At 60.7% G+C, this 17,121-nt stretch carries 18 protein-coding genes and 2 pseudogenes; 2 read left to right on the top strand and 18 right to left on the bottom strand.

The genetic code is table 11. The features are described from left to right. From ACX3OW_RS21080 to ACX3OW_RS21050, 7 genes are all read right to left on the bottom strand, one after another. Entirely contained in the window at window positions 1–990 is a 990-nt protein-coding gene (locus tag ACX3OW_RS21080; RefSeq protein WP_459097756.1) for an ABC transporter ATP-binding protein, read from the bottom strand. After that, on the bottom strand, window positions 987–2,012 hold the full coding sequence (locus ACX3OW_RS21075) for an ABC transporter ATP-binding protein (RefSeq protein ID WP_459097755.1): 1,026 nt from the start codon (window positions 2,010–2,012) through the stop codon (window positions 987–989). Before ACX3OW_RS21075 ends, ACX3OW_RS21080 begins: the two co-directional genes overlap by 4 nt. Window positions 2,013–2,014: 2 nt before the next feature. Beyond that, window positions 2,015–2,875, bottom strand: a complete 861-nt coding sequence (locus ACX3OW_RS21070; protein ID WP_459097754.1) for a metallophosphoesterase family protein — start codon at window positions 2,873–2,875, stop codon at window positions 2,015–2,017. Window positions 2,876–2,949: 74 nt separating this feature from the next. Continuing rightward, window positions 2,950–4,587, bottom strand: coding sequence for an ABC transporter substrate-binding protein (locus tag ACX3OW_RS21065; RefSeq protein WP_459097753.1), 1,638 nt, complete (start codon window positions 4,585–4,587; stop codon window positions 2,950–2,952). Between the two features lie 94 nt (window positions 4,588–4,681). Beyond that, complete coding sequence (locus tag ACX3OW_RS21060; RefSeq protein ID WP_459097752.1) at window positions 4,682–6,163, bottom strand: alkaline phosphatase family protein; 1,482 nt, start codon at window positions 6,161–6,163, stop codon at window positions 4,682–4,684. Further along, the gene (locus tag ACX3OW_RS21055; protein ID WP_459097751.1) at window positions 6,153–7,007 is read right to left on the bottom strand and encodes a DeoR/GlpR family DNA-binding transcription regulator; all 855 of its coding nucleotides are present in this window, start codon (window positions 7,005–7,007) and stop codon (window positions 6,153–6,155) included. The genes ACX3OW_RS21060 and ACX3OW_RS21055 overlap by 11 nt, the downstream gene beginning before the upstream one ends. A gap of 488 nt (window positions 7,008–7,495) precedes the next feature. After that, a complete protein-coding gene (locus ACX3OW_RS21050) occupies window positions 7,496–8,455 on the bottom strand; it encodes an alpha/beta hydrolase (RefSeq protein WP_459097750.1) in 960 nt (319 codons plus the stop codon). Between the two features lie 285 nt (window positions 8,456–8,740). Here ACX3OW_RS21050 and ACX3OW_RS21045 point away from each other — a divergent pair, with 285 nt between their 5' ends. Together ACX3OW_RS21045 and ACX3OW_RS21040 are read left to right on the top strand one after the other, a co-directional pair. After that, complete coding sequence (locus tag ACX3OW_RS21045; RefSeq protein ID WP_459097749.1) at window positions 8,741–9,193, top strand: hypothetical protein; 453 nt, start codon at window positions 8,741–8,743, stop codon at window positions 9,191–9,193. 54 nt (window positions 9,194–9,247) lie between these two features. After that, window positions 9,248–9,784, top strand: coding sequence for a hypothetical protein (locus ACX3OW_RS21040; protein WP_459097748.1), 537 nt, complete (start codon window positions 9,248–9,250; stop codon window positions 9,782–9,784). A 121-nt stretch (window positions 9,785–9,905) separates the two neighbouring features. Here the strand turns inward: ACX3OW_RS21040 and ACX3OW_RS21035 are convergent, their stop codons facing one another. The 11 genes and pseudogenes from ACX3OW_RS21035 to ACX3OW_RS20985 all read right to left on the bottom strand — a co-directional run. After that, window positions 9,906–10,391, bottom strand: a complete 486-nt coding sequence (locus ACX3OW_RS21035; protein ID WP_459097747.1) for a hypothetical protein — start codon at window positions 10,389–10,391, stop codon at window positions 9,906–9,908. A gap of 80 nt (window positions 10,392–10,471) precedes the next feature. Next, window positions 10,472–11,569, bottom strand: a complete 1,098-nt coding sequence (locus ACX3OW_RS21030) for a sensor histidine kinase (protein WP_459097746.1) — start codon at window positions 11,567–11,569, stop codon at window positions 10,472–10,474. 81 nt (window positions 11,570–11,650) lie between these two features. Next, window positions 11,651–12,064 carry a DUF1801 domain-containing protein gene (locus ACX3OW_RS21025; protein ID WP_459097745.1) on the bottom strand — a complete coding sequence of 138 codons (414 nt, stop codon included), beginning with the start codon at window positions 12,062–12,064 and terminating at the stop codon, window positions 11,651–11,653. Between the two features lie 34 nt (window positions 12,065–12,098). Continuing rightward, the gene (locus ACX3OW_RS21020) at window positions 12,099–12,542 is read right to left on the bottom strand and encodes a PPC domain-containing DNA-binding protein (RefSeq protein WP_459097744.1); all 444 of its coding nucleotides are present in this window, start codon (window positions 12,540–12,542) and stop codon (window positions 12,099–12,101) included. 90 nt (window positions 12,543–12,632) lie between these two features. Continuing rightward, window positions 12,633–12,806: a hypothetical protein gene (locus ACX3OW_RS21015; RefSeq protein ID WP_459097743.1), complete on the bottom strand. Its 174-nt coding sequence runs from the start codon at window positions 12,804–12,806 to the stop codon at window positions 12,633–12,635. A gap of 476 nt (window positions 12,807–13,282) precedes the next feature. Beyond that, entirely contained in the window at window positions 13,283–13,531 is a 249-nt protein-coding gene (locus tag ACX3OW_RS21010) for an I78 family peptidase inhibitor (protein ID WP_459097800.1), read from the bottom strand. A gap of 113 nt (window positions 13,532–13,644) precedes the next feature. Continuing rightward, window positions 13,645–13,854, bottom strand: a complete 210-nt coding sequence (locus ACX3OW_RS21005) for a ribbon-helix-helix domain-containing protein (protein WP_459097742.1) — start codon at window positions 13,852–13,854, stop codon at window positions 13,645–13,647. An 805-nt stretch (window positions 13,855–14,659) separates the two neighbouring features. Continuing rightward, entirely contained in the window at window positions 14,660–15,412 is a 753-nt protein-coding gene (locus ACX3OW_RS21000) for an HpcH/HpaI aldolase family protein (RefSeq protein WP_459097799.1), read from the bottom strand. A 24-nt stretch (window positions 15,413–15,436) separates the two neighbouring features. Beyond that, window positions 15,437–15,694, bottom strand: a pseudogene (locus ACX3OW_RS20995) (transposase); the annotation flags it as partial. Between the two features lie 21 nt (window positions 15,695–15,715). Then, window positions 15,716–16,616 (bottom strand): annotated as a pseudogene (locus ACX3OW_RS20990) (tyrosine-type recombinase/integrase). Window positions 16,617–16,857: 241 nt separating this feature from the next. Further along, a partial coding sequence (locus ACX3OW_RS20985; RefSeq protein ID WP_459097741.1) for an ATP-grasp domain-containing protein occupies window positions 16,858–17,121 on the bottom strand: 264 nt, incomplete at its 5' end.

The raw sequence follows: 17,121 nt of genomic DNA, 5'->3' as shown, positions 1-17,121 counted from the left end.
TTAGGCCACCGCAGCGTGCTGGATCGGGTTGACGAGATGGCAGGCCGCTTTGTGCCCGTTGAAATCGACGAGGTCCGGCACCCGGGTCCGGCAGATCGCGGTCGCCTCCCGGCACCTGGTATGGAACGGGCAGCCCTGCGGCACATCGAGCGGGCTGGGCAATTCCCCCGTCAGCACGATCCGGCTCGCACGGTCGCGATGGCGGTTGGGAACGGCTGACACCAGCGCTTTGGTATAGGGGTGCCGGGGACGGTGAAACACCTCGTCGGGCAGGCCCATTTCCACGATCTTACCCAGATACATGACGGCCACACGGTCGGACACCTGGCGGACGACCTTGAGGTCGTGGCTGATGAACACCGAGGTAAAGCCGGTGCGTTCACGAATGTCCTGAAACAGGTTGAGCACCTGCGCCTGCACCGACACGTCGAGCGCGGAAACAGGCTCGTCGCAGACGATCAGTTCGGGCTGAATCGCCAGCGTGCGGGCGATGACGGCGCGCTGGCGCTGGCCGCCGGAAAGCTGGTGCGGATAGAGATCGCCGTGGTGGGGTGTCAGCCCCACATCGCTCATGATGGTGGCGACGCGACTTTCACGTTCCGCCCGGCTCATCTCGGGATGGTGGACGATGAACGGCTCCCCGATCTGGTAGCCAATGGTCAGGCGCCGGTCCAGCGCGCTCATCGGATCCTGGTAGATCATTTGCATCAGCCGGCGCTGCTGGCGCCATTGCACATCCTTGCGCGCGGAAATCCGTTCGTCGCCAAACCAGACTTCGCCCGAACTGGCCGGCAGCAGGCCGAGCAGGAGCTTGGCGGTCGTCGATTTGCCGCAACCCGACTCGCCCACGATGCCGAGCGTTTCCCCCGGAGCCACGGAGAAGGACACCCCGTCGACGGCTTTGAGGACACGCTTGGCACCGAACAGCGCCCCCGGCTCGCGGGTGAGATAATGCCGCTTGAGATTGCGCGCCTGCAGGGTGCGGCTCATAGCACCGCCTCCAACTGGCGCGCGGCCCGATCCGCCTGGCGGGGCGGCACCGGATTGAAGAAGCAGGCCGAGCTATGGCGCGCCTGCGCGACGACGCGCTCGAGCGGGGGAACCGTCTGCTGGCAGCGGGCCTGGGCTTGTGGACATCTTGGCCCGAAAGCACAGCCCACCGGCATGGATTTGGGGGAGGGCACGGTGCCGGGGACCGGCCTGAGCCGCTCGATGGGGCCGTTGAGATCAGGCAGGGCCGCGATCAGGCCACGGGTATAGGGGTGAGCGGGGCGGTCGAACAGGATCGTGGTGGGACTGTCTTCAACGATGCGCCCGGCATACATGACCAGCACGCGCTCGGTCATTTCCGACACCATCTCCAGATCGTGCGAAATCAGCACCAGTCCCATATTCTCTTCCCGGCGCAAATCGTCGAGCAGGCCAAGAATTTGTGCCTGGATGGTGGCGTCGAGCGCAGTGGTCGGCTCGTCAGCCACCAGCATTTCGGGCTTGCCGGCCAGGGCCATGGCAATCATCACGCGCTGGTTCATGCCGCCCGAAAGTTCATGAGGATAGGCATTCAGACGCGACTGGGCATTGGGGATGCCCACCCGGTCCAGCAGGCGGGCTGCCTCGGCCCGGGCCGCTGCGCCGCGCATGTTCTGATGCAATGCCAGCGCTTCGAGCAATTGAGCGCCGATGCGTAGCAGCGGATTGAGGGAGCTGGAGGGGTCCTGAAAGATCATGGCGATCCTGCTGCCGCGCAGCCCGGACAGGGTGTCGTCATCCGCCCCGATCAGTTCCTGTCCGGCCAGCCGAACGGAACCGCCCGAACGGGCCCGATTGCCGAGCAGGCCGAGCGCGGCAAGCCAGGTAATCGATTTGCCGCACCCCGATTCACCGACAACGCCAAGGGCTTCGCCGCGCTCGACGGTGAACGAAACGCCGTGCAGGGCGCGGATGAAACCGGCGCGGTCCTCGAAATCAACGGTCAGGTCTTTGATGGCAATCAGCGGTGTCCGGTCGGCCATGGTCACGCTCCAGTGGGTTCAAGCAATGGTTTTCGGGTCACCAGCGAGCCCTGATGGTGGACATAGCCGGCGCAGGGTTGGCCAACGGCCTGCAGCAGATGGCGCGAGGCCCCCTGCAGGATCACGCAGCTGAGGCGCCCCTGAATGTAGATGCCAGTGTCGATATTGATGCGGTTGGCATGGCTTTCCACCTGCGCGCAGCAGGAATGGCCATGAACCACGACCTTGCCGAAGGACAGGGCGTGGGTGAGAAATTTGTCGCGGATCCAGATCAGATCGTGATCGCGCTGGTCGTTGAGCGGTCGGTCGGGATCAACGCCCGCATGGACAAAGAGATAGCCCTCGTGGCTATGGCTGAGGGGAAGACTGGCGAGAAAATTCTGGTGGCGGGCCGGCATTCTGTCCGCCAGGATGGCGCGCAGCTGTGCATTGGTCGCGCTGTCGGCGAAGTCCACCTCGCTGTCTTCCCGCAGCACGCCGTAGGATTGCAGGGTCTCCCGCCCGCCCTTGACGCCCCAGTTCGCCAGATTGTCCTCGCCGGCAATGAAATCGATCAGCCATTGTTCATGATTGCCGCGAAGGCAGATGACTTCTGCGCCGTGGAACCGGTTCTCCCGCAGTCGGCTGACGCGGTCGATAACGGCGCGGGCATCGGCACCACGGTCGATATAGTCGCCGGTGAAGATGAGTTTGACCTGATCGGTGGGATGGCGGCGCAGGTCATCTTGGATCTGGGTGAGCAGATCATCCAGAATCTGAATCTGGCCGTGGATGTCGCCAACCGCGTAGAGACGCTGGGCCGTATGGCCCTCGTTTGGGCCAAGCATGGCCATATTGCCCTCGATCGCAAGGCGATGTCGCATGGAAAATTTGCCAGTCATAAAATTGCAGTCAAAACGGGAGGGAGCGCATGGCGGCCATGCGCTCCCAAGTTTAGCTAGTCGGCGACGCTGATGGCGCCCGGACCGAAATCCATCGCGAAGATGGCCGAGGGGGCCCACTCAATATCGGAGCGCTTGCCGTAAAGGATCGCGTTCTGGTGCAGCAGGACGTAAGCGGGATCTTCAATCTCGAGGATTTCCAGCGCGCGGGCGAAGGCCGCGCGGGCTTCTGCGGGCGTGGCGGCTTCGATCAGGGTCTGGCAGAGCGCGTTGAACTCGTCGTTGGTATACGTGCCGGTCTCAGGATTGGTCGACAGGTTGTAGCTGCCATTCGGACAATTGTTCTGCAGGATGGCCAGCGGATAGCCAAAATGCACCGTATTGGACAGGTCGTACATCATCCGTGTGTCATTGACTTCGCCAGGAACATCCGTCACCGAAAAGTCGATGTTGAAACCGGCTGCCCGCATGTTCTCAATGTTATACTGCGCGACCGTGAGCTGGTTCGGGTAATAGTCGGGCTGGACGCGGAAGGTGATCGCTTCGCCGTTGTAACCGGCTTCGGCCAGCAGCTGCTGGGCCAGTTCGATGTTGAACTCGACCGGCTTGTGCTCGCCGATATAGAGATCGCCGAACATCGGGTGCTGCAGACCATGGGCTTTGGCCGTGAGACCGCTCCACAGACCTTCGACAATGGTTTCATGGTCGATGGTGTGGGCTAGTGCCTGACGTACCTTGACGTTCTGCAAGGGACCGTTGCGGGTATCGAGGTTGATGAAGCGAATATTGGCCAGTGGCCCGCCTGCGACATCGAAACCATCGGAATTATTGATCAGGTCAACCTGGTCGGGGCCGACATCGGTGATAATGTCATATTCGCCCGAGAGCAGGCCGTTGATGCGGCTGGCGCCTTCGGGAATGACCAGGTAGTTGAGGCCGGCAAGCGGGGGCTGGCCTTCCCAGTACTGCTCATGGGGAACCATGCGGATGGCAGCGCCTTCATCGAGCGAGGCGACCTTGTAGGGACCGGTGGAAACCGGCGCGATTGCCCAGCCCTTCCAGCCATCGGCTTCGCGGAACGCGCGCTTGGAGATGATCGAGGCATGATTGAGGCGCGCCAGGCGTGCCTCGGTATCGAGCGTTGCCTGCTGCATGACGAAGCGGACGGTGTTCTCATCGACGATCTCGATGTGATCGAGCAGGGGCCATGCCTGCTCCTTGGTGGCGGCAACGGTGGCGGGCGGAACGATGGTCTTGGTGCCATCGGCGAGAACCGCGTTGGCTTCGCTGGCTTCGCGGGCGGCAGTCTGCTCGGGCAGCAGGCCGAAGCGTTCGTCCGAGAACGAGAAGACCACATCGTCAGCGGTCATTGGATCGCCATTGTGGAAGGTCACGCCATCACGCAGCTTCAGCTCCAGCTGGGTGGGAGAAATCCAGCTCCAGCTTTCGGCCAGGCCTGGGCCGGCCGCCAGGTTGGGATCGGACAAGTCGAGTGCGATCAACTGCTCGAAGATCGAACTCTGATATTTGCGCTGGGCGGTGCTGGCGCCCTCGACGTTGTCGAGCGAACCGGCGGTGCCCATCGACTGCAGGGCGACGTTAAGGACCGACCGGTCTTCGGCGTGGGCAACGCCCATGATAGCGGTGGATGCCATCAGGCAAAGCATGGCTGTGGTCTTAGTGAGGATGCTCATATCCATCTCCAGGTTGACGCGCCGTCAGGGCGTGTTTTTTCGGCCGCGCGGCGGGCGCCGCACGGCAATAGGTGTTGTTGCCAGGGTGTCAGGATTAGGCGGACGCGGACGGACCCTCGCCGGCATGATCCAGATATTGGCGGTCTGCTACCGTGCTAACCGTCAGTTTCGATGTCTTGCCGTTGAGGCTGGCCTCGAAAGTCTGGCTTTCAACGGCGGCGACCGGTTCGCCTTCGAACAGGTCGAGCAAGGCGCGCCCGCTCATCGTGGCCGGCACCGTTACCCCCAGCAGATGCAGGATCGTGGGCGCAAGGTCATAAATTCCGGTGCGGGTATTCACCACACTGCCCTTCTTGGCCAGGGCGCCATCTGCAATCAGCACCGCCGATAGTTCGCTCCAGTGCATGCCGCCATGCGTGCCGCCGCCCATAAGCGTGGTGTAGGGGCCGGCATCGAGATAGGCGGTGCCGCTGACGCCATGTTCATTGGCGCCATTGTGGCCGGCCATTTCCAGATAGAGATCGGGCGCACGCTGATGATCGGCGCCGGTCAATGCCATGGACAACGTTCCGTCCACCGAAGGCTGCATGCTGTCCGTGGACAGGGGGCGGGTGAAGCCGGCGCCATACCAGGGCTGGGCGGCGAGGATTTGGGCTGCCGATGTCAACAGGCCGGGATCGGCCTGGCGCAGCCAGAGCCCCGGCGTGCGTCCGCCCCGCATCAGGATATCGGCGTCGCCGGCAAAATTGGAGTCGATCCTGATGCCGGCCTCTCGCAAAGTTTTGGCGACGTCGGCGCTTTCTCCGCTGGTCACATGGCCATGGTCGGAGGTCACCATGATGAGAATGTCCTCGGCGTTGGGCTGGCTGTCGCGCCAGTCCAGCAATGCGCCGATCGCGACATCGCATGATTTCATCGTTTCCAGCTGGCCCTGGCTGCCCAGACCGAATTTGTGCGACGCGCTGTCGACCTCGGTCAGCCAGATGATCGACGCCTCGGGGAGAGCCGCAGGCCACACGCTCTGGGTGAAGATTTCTATGGCCTTGGCTTCGGCTCCACGATCAAAGCCCCCCGAGGGAACCTTGTGTGCGCCCTCGATGTCGGCTGCGATATCGTGGGGATAGGCGATTTGGGGGTGGCGGACATTGAAGCCGACATTGCCCCATTGCTCTCCCTTCCAGCTCAGGGCGGTGAACGAGCCCTGTCCCGAGGAGGTCACCACCGCAAGGGTCATGCCCGCCTTGGAAAGCGTTTCCCCAAGGCTGGTCGCGGACACATAGCCGCCCGGAAGGGCATCGTCATTGGCATGCCAGTCGTGGATGGTGTCGGTGCGGGCCAGCGTCGGATCATCGCCGCGGGCATAGAAGACGTTGCCCAATATACCGGTCTGGGCGGGACGGGCGCCATTCGCCAGGGCAGTCAGGGCGCCACGGGTCTCGGAAGGGAACACCGTGCGGTGATTGGCGCTCGAAACGCCACGCGCCTTCATGGCGGCCAGGTTCGGCATGGTCTGCTCGTTGATCTGATCGGGGCGCAGGCCATCGATCCCAACGATTATTACGTGATCAGTATGCATCGGAATGCCTTTCTAAGGCGACGACATCGGCAGACCCGGTCTGCTCGTCGGCGTCCAGGGGATGGGGGTAAATGACGGTACTGCCGGCCTGGCGCAGACGTTCGGCCAGCGGCCCGAACGGGGGCAAATCGGTAACGATGGTTTCGACGTCGCTGAAGGGCACGCTGCGATAGCGCCCGACTTCGCCCATCTTGGTGTGGTCTCCGACGAAAATCGTGCGGCGGCTGTGAGCCATGAGCGATTGCTTGAGCAGCATGTTGAAGCGATTGGCCTCGACCAGGCCATAGCCGGCATCGAGGCCATAAATGCCGACAATGGCGAGATCGAACGTGCAGGCCGCAATGGCATCGAGCACTTCATCGCCGGTTGTCACGCCGCTGCTGGCGTCATACTGGCCGCCGGTCAGGACGACGCGATGGCGGCTGCCCGAATTGAGGGCGTCGGCGATGGAGGGCATGGGCGTCATCACGTTGACCGCAGGCCCGTTGAGCATGGCCTCGGCGATGGCCAGGCCCGTGCTGCCGCCGGTGATGAATATCCATTGGTCTTTCTGGATCATGTCGGCGACCAGCCGGCCGATGATGCGCTTTCCGGCCCGGATCATATGGCGCCGCTCGCTGACCGGTGCGCTGCGATCGGTGGGGATGGCGCCGCCGTAAACGCGCTGAATGTCGCCATTGCGTTCCAGCTGCGCTAGGTCCCGGCGAATGGTTTCGGTCGATACGCCACAGAGCGACGCAATCGCGGCAATCGACATGCCATGCCCGTCGTTCACGAGCTGGATGATGGTTGTTTGGCGGCTCGCAGCAGGAACTTTCACCGTCACGACCTCGGCGGGGGACATCAGTGCGTGCAGTCCTACAGGCGGTATGTGACGCTACCTTGAAACTTTGTTGTACCTTGGGTGAAGGTTGTTGTGGTTTGTGGTCCTTTTGACGCATGTCTGCCGCCAGCACCCATGGTTCATGGGGCGATACGCACAGGTGCCACGCTCAGGTGCTCAACTGCGCGGCAACGCTCCCTACAAGGGCTGACTGACGAGAAGGCTGGGCGTTGCGCACCCGGGTGAGCGGCACTGGACGGCAGAGGTGGCCCGGGTGCTGGTGAAGTTCTACCTGAACAACTGGCAATGGGGTATCGGCACTGTCATCGGGGTGGTGAGCCTCTGGGTGGCAGTCTTGGCGTTGCGGCAATGATTGACACCAACAATGCGGCCATCGCCTCATCTCACTGCTTTCGGTGCTTGGCTACCGTCGAATGTCGACCTCGCAGGTCTCTCTTTGCGCTGAACCATGTTCGACTCCTTCCTTACGAGTCTGCAAGAGGCTGGCTTTACAGCGTCGACAGAAACGCCCGGAGGCTTGCTTCATACTGCGACGGATCGAGCTTCCAAGACTGGATGTGATCCGCTGCCGTGCGGAGGTAGGTCGTCGGGGCGCTGCGCATTGCGACGAGGCGGTCACTGCTGACGATCGGCACGATCTGGTCAATGAATCCGTGAGACAAAAACAACGGTTTATCCAAGCGTGCGAGCGCCTCCGTGGTTTCCGCCTCCCCAAGGGGCACTGTTGAGAACCAGTCGCTAAAGAGCAGAGCACCCCGCGCTAGGATCGGGGCGAGTGGTAAATGCATCTTCTCGATCTGCTCGGTCAGAATGCTGTCGAAACTAATGGCGGGGGCATCAAGGACAATCGCAGAAATCGCGTCTCGCTGTCCCGAGTGAAGCATGAACTGACCGACGATGCCGCCGCCCATTGACTCGGCAATCAAAATGACCGACGGCGCTCCATTTTGCAAAGCATAGCGAACGCCGCGCTCAAGGTCTGGCCATTCGGTAAGGCCAAATGCATAGAGCCCGCTAGGGTCGACGGGCGCACCGCTGTCATCGCGATAACTGATCATCAAGACCGGGTGTCCGGCATCGTGAAATGTCGGGAGGAAACGGTAGCCATTTTCTCTGCGGCCGCCGATGCCGTGTACAAATAGCGCCCACGGTGTCGCCGCGCCAGGTGACACAGTTGGGATGAACCAGGCGGGCAGTTGGCCCAACTCGCCATCGATAGCGATGCTCTCGAACTGATAGCCAAAGGCGCGATTAGGATCTCCCTGATAGCCGATATCGGCTGGCACTTCGGGTGCTGGCCAGCCAGCGTTCTGCGCGGTCGCCGCGCCAACACGTAATGTGCTTTCGAGGAGCCGCGACGCCTGCCAGCTCCCGATCAGGATGTAGGCCAAGAGGAGAATAACCAAGACGCCAAGCGCCCACCGTACCGACTTCGGAAAGAGATTCATGTTCAGCCCCCACGCCGATGGACGATAGGCGGGCAGCGATAACAATTCGTCACCCCTGACGATGCCAGGAGGATGCTATTGAGGAGCGGTGCCGTGTCACATACACCAATATCCCACGAGCCTGCGAAACGCGCCGCGGCAGCGAGTAGTAGCGTGCTCGTTTGGTCTCCTTCATCCATCCCGGCAGGCGGCGATGTGGAATTTCCTTGTTCGCTGACGGTGGGTTGATCACGCGGGCCTAATGGCCATACTGCCTTGGTCTGTCGTCCCCGGATAAGGAAGCATATGTTCGCCCGATTGATTGGCCTCACGGCCATTATGTCTATCACGCTGGCCGGTGCCGTCGTCGCTGATCAGGTTTCAAACACCGCCGAGTTACCAACTTTGGACGGTCGAGGTGGAATTCTGGCAACGGAAAGCGGGCGCTATATCTTCGGTCCCGACACGTGCGCCATGTGGGTTGAAGATGGTCTGCATGACATTGAAATCCAGGGGCCTGGCACCGATCCCGACGGGCGGTTGTTTTTCTTCGAGCTCAGCTCGACCGGTCGCCATCTGAGTGTCGGTTTCGATATCGCTTCGGTGTTCGACAGTCCGGACGAACAACTAATTGCAGATGGCTTTGACGTCGAGGTTTCCGGCACAGCCATTACCGTCCGCGACCTCGTGTTGCGGGATCAGGACGGTAATCTCGTCGGAGCCGGCATGCTGGCCATCGATTGCCAGTCAGCCTCATGACCGGACTATTTAGTAGGCCGCCTCGTATAAGGTGGAGGGAGCGTTGAGATGAGGATGACTGTCTTCGCTGTGGCGGGCTTGTTGCTAGGCCCGGCCGCGGCCCAGGAAATGCCGGTCTACGAGGCTACAGGTACTGTAGCGTTTATGTTGGGCGCGGATTCGCACCAATACTATACGACATGGAACACCGTGCCGAACGAGCCAGGGCGTGAGATCCATACCGCGTCGTGGCAGGTGCTCAAGCCGATGTTGTTGGGCGGCGTCAATATAGCGCCCGACGACGTGTTCGTGGTTGTCAGTGCTCGCCCAACCGTGAATCCACAAGCCGGGCAGGCAGAGATTCGTTTAGAGTTTTCGCTCGACCCTGAAACACTGCAGCACAGGTCATCTGTTCCATTTACGGTGAGGTATGAGCCGAAAAGCGGGGCGGCACCACTGACCTGGGAGGGCATCAACGTCCTCTCAATGCAGACCGAGCGCGTTGATGACAACACGATCCAGTTGCACGCGGAAATCGAAGGGATTGGCAACGGCAATGGAGTGGAAGGGTTCACCGCAGTGCTAGATCTTCAGACCATCAAAAAAAGATAGGCCGGTCCGGAGGCCTGACCCGTCGAACGGCGGCAAGGGTTCATTTTCAGAAGATCGCCCGAAGCGACTCGCCAAGCGAAAGCCCGGCGTGGCCTTTGTCGTCGCCCGCACAAGCCGGGGCTCAAGATCCTGGCAAGACGCACTTCACGTGCGCGGAATCGAGTTGGATGAGCTGATTGGAACGGACATCAAACCGCACCGCCCACAGGGTATCTTCGGTTTGCAGCCATCCGTCCATATCTTTGGCCCTGACCAGACCAATCACCGATGGATCGGGTACATCATCTACATAGCATTCCTCGAAGGCCCAAAGTTGCCCTTCGGCCTGTTCGGGGACGTCAAGTGAGGCGATGATCTCCCAACTCGGGATGCCCTCGGCATGATCGAGAAGCTTCTGCCCAAGGACCGCCGACACCGACCCGTCCTGCTCGTTGAGTGCGGCGATTGAGTAGGCGCAGAAATCCTCTTCCATCGGGATACATGTGCCCATGTCGCTGAGCATGCCGTTGGGGTAGGGCGGCACGATTGCTCCCACCAGTTCAGCGGCGTTAACTGGGATGGTAAAGGCAAGAGTTGCCACAACCGCGGCGCTGACCATTTTGTGCATGTTAACCCCCCGATAGGTCCGAGAGGCTTGCACGGGTTAGCTGCACTGGCAACCGGAGGCATTTCTCGGGCCTGTGGCCTTCAACGGTCAGCGGCTTGGAGTGCGACCTCCGCTGCAGCTCTGGTAAACTGGATTGTGACTTTGGTTCCCTGTCCTGGCTCAGACTCAACTTTGAGCTGAGCATGGGCGTTTTCGCGCAACGACCGAACGATCAACGCGCTTAGCTTGCCCGGCTCGGGCCACTCAACGCCAGCGGGCAAGCCAATACCATCATCTGCGACCATGACCCTGCAACCGGTATCATCAACGATACAATGAAGCTGAATTGTCCCTGCTTCACTATCGCGGAAGGCATATTTGAGTGAATTGGTCAGCAATTCGTTGACCACTAACCCTGCGGGCATGGCGATGTTTATAGAGACCAGCCAAGAGTCCACTGTCGTTTCTAGCCGCACGCCATCGACCGCTTGGGCTTGCATCGCGGCGGATGCTATTTGGTTCAAGTAGCTGCCGAGATCGACTTCTCCGCTTTGTGCTTCAGCAGTCATCGCCCCATAGAGCAGGGCCAAGGCTTCAACGCGACCTGCCAGCCGGTCAAATGCAGCCTGCCGGTCGGGCGCTTGCCGGGATTCCAAGCGGATCAAAGCGGTGATCATCTGCAGGTTATTTTTAACGCGGTGCTGAATTTCCTGCAGCAGCGTGTCCTTTTCACGCAACTGCTGCTCGAACTGCTCTCGTTCATCGGAGTCGTTGGCGTCAATGAGGGCCACCAGTCGGAACATCGCGGCGTCATCATCATCAAGTATCAGGTTTGACCACGCACTCACGGTCGCAGAAAGCCCCTCGGCATGGGGAATGGCAAAGCGGCCGACAAAGTCGGTGGAATCGATGACTGCCTGACCAAGATTGGTGCCATCCGGATCGCATGCTCTGCCAGCAAGGATGTTCCAGCCTTGCCCCGCAGGCCAGTCCGCCGCCGCCCCGATGAGGTTTAGAAACGCAGGGTTCGCATAGACGATGCGTTCTTCTGGTCGAAGTTCTGACACCGCGATGGCGATAGGGAGATGGTCGAGGAATTGCCTAAAGCTATCGCTTTCCAGCCCGTCCGCCAGTTCTGGGGTGTCGATGAGCTGATCAAGTTGGGAGGACGATCCATCGTTATCTTCGGCGCTGGTCATGCCGGACTCCGTGTATCTTCAAACAGCTCATGGATATCAAATGGCACGTTGGGGTACTAGGCCGGCTCCGATCTTACAGCGTCACAGTTTTTCCCCGGGAAGCTTGCTGGCCTGCTTCACCCATTGGATAAACTGAGCCTCATCGAAATCGCCTTCGTAGATGTCGAGATAGCGCACTTCGGGATGCTTGGACTGGCCGGGCGGCTCGGGGCGCAAAGACGTGCCGCGAAAGAACGTCACTTTCACGTATTTTGCAAAACAATGCAGGCTGAGGAACCAGATATCGTCCTCGGTCCCGTAGAAGGGGGAGTTCCATTTTACGGCCTTGCGGACCCCCGGCACGACAAGCTCAATGCATTCATCAAGGCGTCGGCCGAGATCACTTTTCCACCCTGGCATGGCTGCGATGTAGGCCTGGACGGGTTCGTCACCATAGCCCTTGGCGATCTGCGGGTTGCCGCCAGACAGAAGTTTGGGCTCTGTCGTGTTCGTCATCTCGGCCTCCGCATCACTGCTGTTGCCGCAAGGATCAGAGATTTGGTTTGATCAACGCAAGCCCCAAATCAGGATCGAGTTTCTTGCGCAGGTATTCTGGCGATTCAGTCAGGATCACTTCCAAGGTCGGGCGGACCACCGCGGTTTGAAGGTGTCCGGCGACGGCACTGCCATCTCGGCGGCCGAGCACGGCGTGGATATGCAATGCCGGCTCGCCTTCGGCCCCAATCGCAATGTCGCCCGTCAGTGACGCAACCTCGACCTGTTCATTCACGTCGATGGGCAGGTAGGTCTTCGCCTCCCAATCGAAGAAGGCAAGGGTGGCGCGCTGGAACGCGCCAATGGCTTTGAAGCTTGCCGCCTGCAGCCCTGCCCCCTTCGCAAACGCAGTCAGGCAGGCGGTTACTTCATCGCCCGTCGAAAGAATGATGGCGTAGGTTTGCTGTCCCTCTGCATCATGGATGAGCTTGCTCTGCATAGGGTCTCTCCGCGGGCTATAGGTCTGGGTCAGGAGCACGAGAGCAAATGGATCGCCACGCTGGCGCGGCGGCGCCGCACGACACGATTGTCACTGCATAGGCAGATCTGCGGCATCCTCAGCGAACGCCTGAGTGACCAGCGAGAACGCGCCCAGGTCTGGAATTTCAACGTCCTTTGGAGTGATCAGGATCACGGCCGCGACTAGAACGAGCGCAGATTTTAGCAACAGTGCTGCCCTGCGTTTTTCTCTGATCGTCATCATGTCGGCCTCCGTCTCTGCTCGGGTCTCCCTGTGCCAACGACCGGAGCGCGAAACTGTTCCGGTCGAGGCTATGACCAACGCAGAATTATCCAGAAGCCTCAATGTTAGATTTCTGACCTGGTGTCGACTTTCACGCGAAAGATCGCAGCCCAGGGCCGACACTGTGATCGTCTTTGCCGAGGTCAACATGGTGAGCCCGCTCCACACTGGGATAGGCAAGGTAGGTCGCCAATGCCTCGATGCCATCTGGGACGCCATAAATGGACGATAGGCATGATCACCGCAGACAAGCGCTTAAGGCGTTGGGCCTCAAGGCACGGCAGGCGATCCGCGTCCTGAATTTGCAATTATGCGCCAGCATTCGAACATTGGGCCCCCACAACTGGCGCTGGGCGGAATGATCCACCGGACGGTTTAGCGTTGGAAGCCCATGGTCGAGGCCGTGGGACGGGGACTGAGCAAGAGTGAACTTGGAATTACCCGCAGGTGGCCCGAACAAGATTCCCGGCAGCGTTGGTTTCGAGGTTCAGGCGCTCCTCAAGATAGTTCTGAATCACGGCCTGACCAGGCGCGATGACGCGCACCTCGCCTCTGGATTGGACCGCTACGCCACCTATCTGGACGTCCGCTGCGGTCGATCCCGTGACCGGTTGGCCAGCCTTGTCCTGGAGCCGAGACGCCCCACAATCGGACGGCGACGGAAGCTGTGCCGCAGGCTGGGCCATGTTCGTGCACCCGGTGAGAACGAGAGCGGCAGCGAGGGTAGCAACGCCCGGAATAAAGTGCAGTGTCATTGATGGCTCCTTCTAGCTAGCCGCACCATCACAGCGCGATTTGGCTATTTTGAGATGCAACGACTTTGCGACAGCCAGGTTGTCACGTCTTCCGACAATGGCAGTTCCAGATAACCTCTGGCACCAAGCCAATCTCGAACAATATGACGGAATGCGTCCTGCCTCGAGCGGCAATCGATCAACTCGTCCCTTATGAAGCGCTCCAGGCCTTCCGCTAGATCGGGTTCCATCCGGATGGTGATGCGCTCGTTCATTTTTCCCTCATCGGCTCATTGGAGATCAAACATGCAGGCGATCGAAACGTCAATCTGAATGGGGCTGCGGGCGCAGGAGCACCGCGCACGATCAGCAACGTCCTATCCGCTCACCGTCGGCAAGCCGGCGCCTGCACGACAGGACCCGGCGGGCTCGAGCAATCCGCCGCCCGCCGGCACCGCACTGACCCCAAAACCGTGGCGGAGCAAAACCAGGCCACCGAGATCATCGACCCCGACACCGGCGAATCCGCGCATAACTGCTAACCCAGAAGCGCCATATGCCAAGGGCCCGATCAGGGCCCTTGGCATATCCGCTCACCAGCAGCACTGGCCGGTTTTTACGCCGCCACACTGGCCGACTTTTGCTCCGCCGTTGACACTGGAAGTTAAACCGATGAACTTTTGCCCGATCGGGACGCCCACAAACGACCCCGTTTCGGTCGTTAGAGCCCCAAGTGGCAATTCCTAAAAGCTGCCGTTTGCCGTCGTAGGACCATATCGGTTTTGCGCCTCTACGGACGCTTTTCTCCTTTTAGTGCCTCATATTCCCATGATGGCAAATACCGCAACGCTGCCCACTGCAGTTGTCAATCCTGGGCTTAATAGTGCGCCCACGGCGCGGAGCTTGGTTGGTCTTCGTCGATATCGAGTTCGTAGCATTTCCCAGACCGTACCGCGTTTGCGTGGAGAACCTGGCACGCCGGCATATCGAACGCCCGACTGGCCGACGCTGTAGATCACCGGCCCTGACCTGAGTTCTCAACAAATGCTGTCAAATGGGCCCCAGCTCCCGGCCCACGGTTTACGCTGGTACGCTCACCCCGTTCATGATCACCTCGCGCGCATGGCGGGCACCTTGGTTTATCAGAGCGAGATCCACGCCAACGATCAGCATGTCCACGCCCATCTTCACCAGACGTTCTGCGTGGTCCCCGGTTGCCGGGACACAGGTGGACATGACCTTAATATTCCGCGCGTGGCATTTTTCTATCAACAGTTCCAATGCTGGCAGCACGGTGTCGCCGGTAAAGGACGGGTCGGTGTCAACACCGGCCGAAATCGCGAAATCAAGCGGGCCGAAATTGACAATGTCGATGCCCTGGACCGCCAAAATGTCATCGATATTTTCGAAGAAATCCGTGTTTTCTGCGGTCGGGATCACCAATGTGTTCTCATTGGAGGTACGCAGATAGGTCGGCCAATCCAGGTCCGGCCCGTTCAAGGTGGCCGAGCGAACGGCCCCGTCGCCACCCCGGATGCCAAAGGGCGGGAACTTGGATGTAGCGACAATTTGGCGCATCTCAGCGGCGGTGCGGATTTGCGGAGTGATAACCCCATCGGCGCCCATCTCATAGGCCTTGCGAATGTCATGCTCCAGAATACAGGGCACGCGGATCAGCGGCGAGACGCCCTTGATCTTTGCAGCCAGGATCATGCGCTCCAGATCGGGGCCGCCGAGGCGGAAATTGGCGTGCTCAGTATCGATGAAGGCGAAGTCCAGCCCCCAATTGCCCAGCACTTCGACGGCGAACGGCAGCCCGGTGTAAAGCGTCATGCCAAAGGTCGGCTCGTTATTGTCGAGGCGCTGCACCGGGAGCAGGAAGCCCGGGCGCGATGATATCCATCGCCCATCCGGCGCAATGCCGCCACCGGGCACGATCATGTGGATATGGGGATGGTGGGTCATGGCCGAGCCCCAGGTGTGGAGCACGGCGGTCATGCCGATGCGGGCGCCCAGGTGTTTTGGATCGGCAGCGATCGTCAGCATGGTCTGCGATGCCGCCTTGAACAGGAGGTCGTAGACCAGCGCCTTGTTGTGGAAGGCGATGTCGGCGACCTCAAGGGCGGCACGCACCGCTCAGGGGTCAGGTGGCGCCTCGATGGGGACGAAGATGCCCAGACGGTCGAGCGGACTGGTGACGGACCGCACCGTGCGGGTTGCCACCTTGGTATAGAGCGCTGCCGTCTCGGGCTTGCTGTGCCCGAGCAGCACCTGGATGACGCGGATATCGACGCCGTCCTCAGATGCGTGGCGAAGCTGTGCCGCAGCGTATGCGGGCCGACGTGCCTGGCGATCGCCGCCGCCTGGGCCGCCTCGACCACGACGCGATAGAGCTGCCTGGTGCTGATCGGCTTGAGGGCATACTGGCCCGGAAACAGCCAGCCGTCGCGATGCAGCACACCTTGGCGATGCCCGTCCTGCCACCACTGGCGCAACAGGGTGAGTAGGTCGGGCGAGAGCATGGCATTGCGGTATTGCCCGCCCTTGCCGCGCTCGACACGGATCAGCATGCGCTCGCTGTCAATATCGCGCACCTTGAGCATGGCGACTTCGCCGACGCGCAATCCGGCGCCATAGGCAACCGACAACGCCGCCTGGTGCTTGAGGCTGGTGGTGGCCTTGAGCAGGCGTGCGACCTCGTCGCAGCTCAACACCACCGGCAGGTTGCGGGGGCGGCTATCCCGCACACGAAATTACTGACAGTCCCATCAAGGGTATTGGCGAAGAAGAACCGCAACGCCGAGACCACGCTGTTCATGGTGGGCACCGGAACGCCGGCTTCGCTCTGGGCCAGCTGGAACTGGCGTACATCCTCGGTGGTCGCGGTATCCGGCGGCCGTCCCAGGAAACTGGCGAAGCGCCCGACATCGCGGATGTAGTTGCGCTGGGTCGCCACCGAGAAGTGCCGCATGGTCATGTCGTCGATCGGCTTCTGGCGGAGCGGACTGACAGCGGTGTTGGGAATGATCGTAGTCATCGTTAGGCTCCTGGAGGAACGCGGCGATCCTCAATCAAGCCGTGACGCAAGGAGCCTGACCGCTACCTCACCGCGCACACCCTGCCGCGCAGCGGGTTCGTTCAACCACCCCATTCTAGACATCGCCGAATGCGGTGTGGTGAAAGCTCATGGCAGCATGCCGACATGAGTGGGTTCGCATAATATCGGTTTAGCAACACGGCGCGGACTCGCTTAGACGCTTGAGGGGTGTCCGAAACCGCTACAGCGCCGCCAGATCACGATTGCTGACCTTGCCCCTATAGGCGTCCCTGATGGTGACCTTGTGCTCGAGGGCGTCGATTACCGACTGGGTAAAATCGGTGTCGTACATCTGCGACAGATTATTGAGTCCGCCCGGCGTGAACACATTGATCTCGAGCAGCTTGTCGCCGACGATATCGAGCCCCACCAGAAACATGCCATCGGCGATCAGCTTGGGCCGCACGGTTTCGGCGATACCCAGCATGGTCTGGTTCACCTCGAT

Source organism: Devosia sp. A449 (assembly GCF_054489375.1).
Note: the sequence above shows the minus strand (reverse complement) of the source record. Positions and strands in the feature narration are given on the sequence as shown.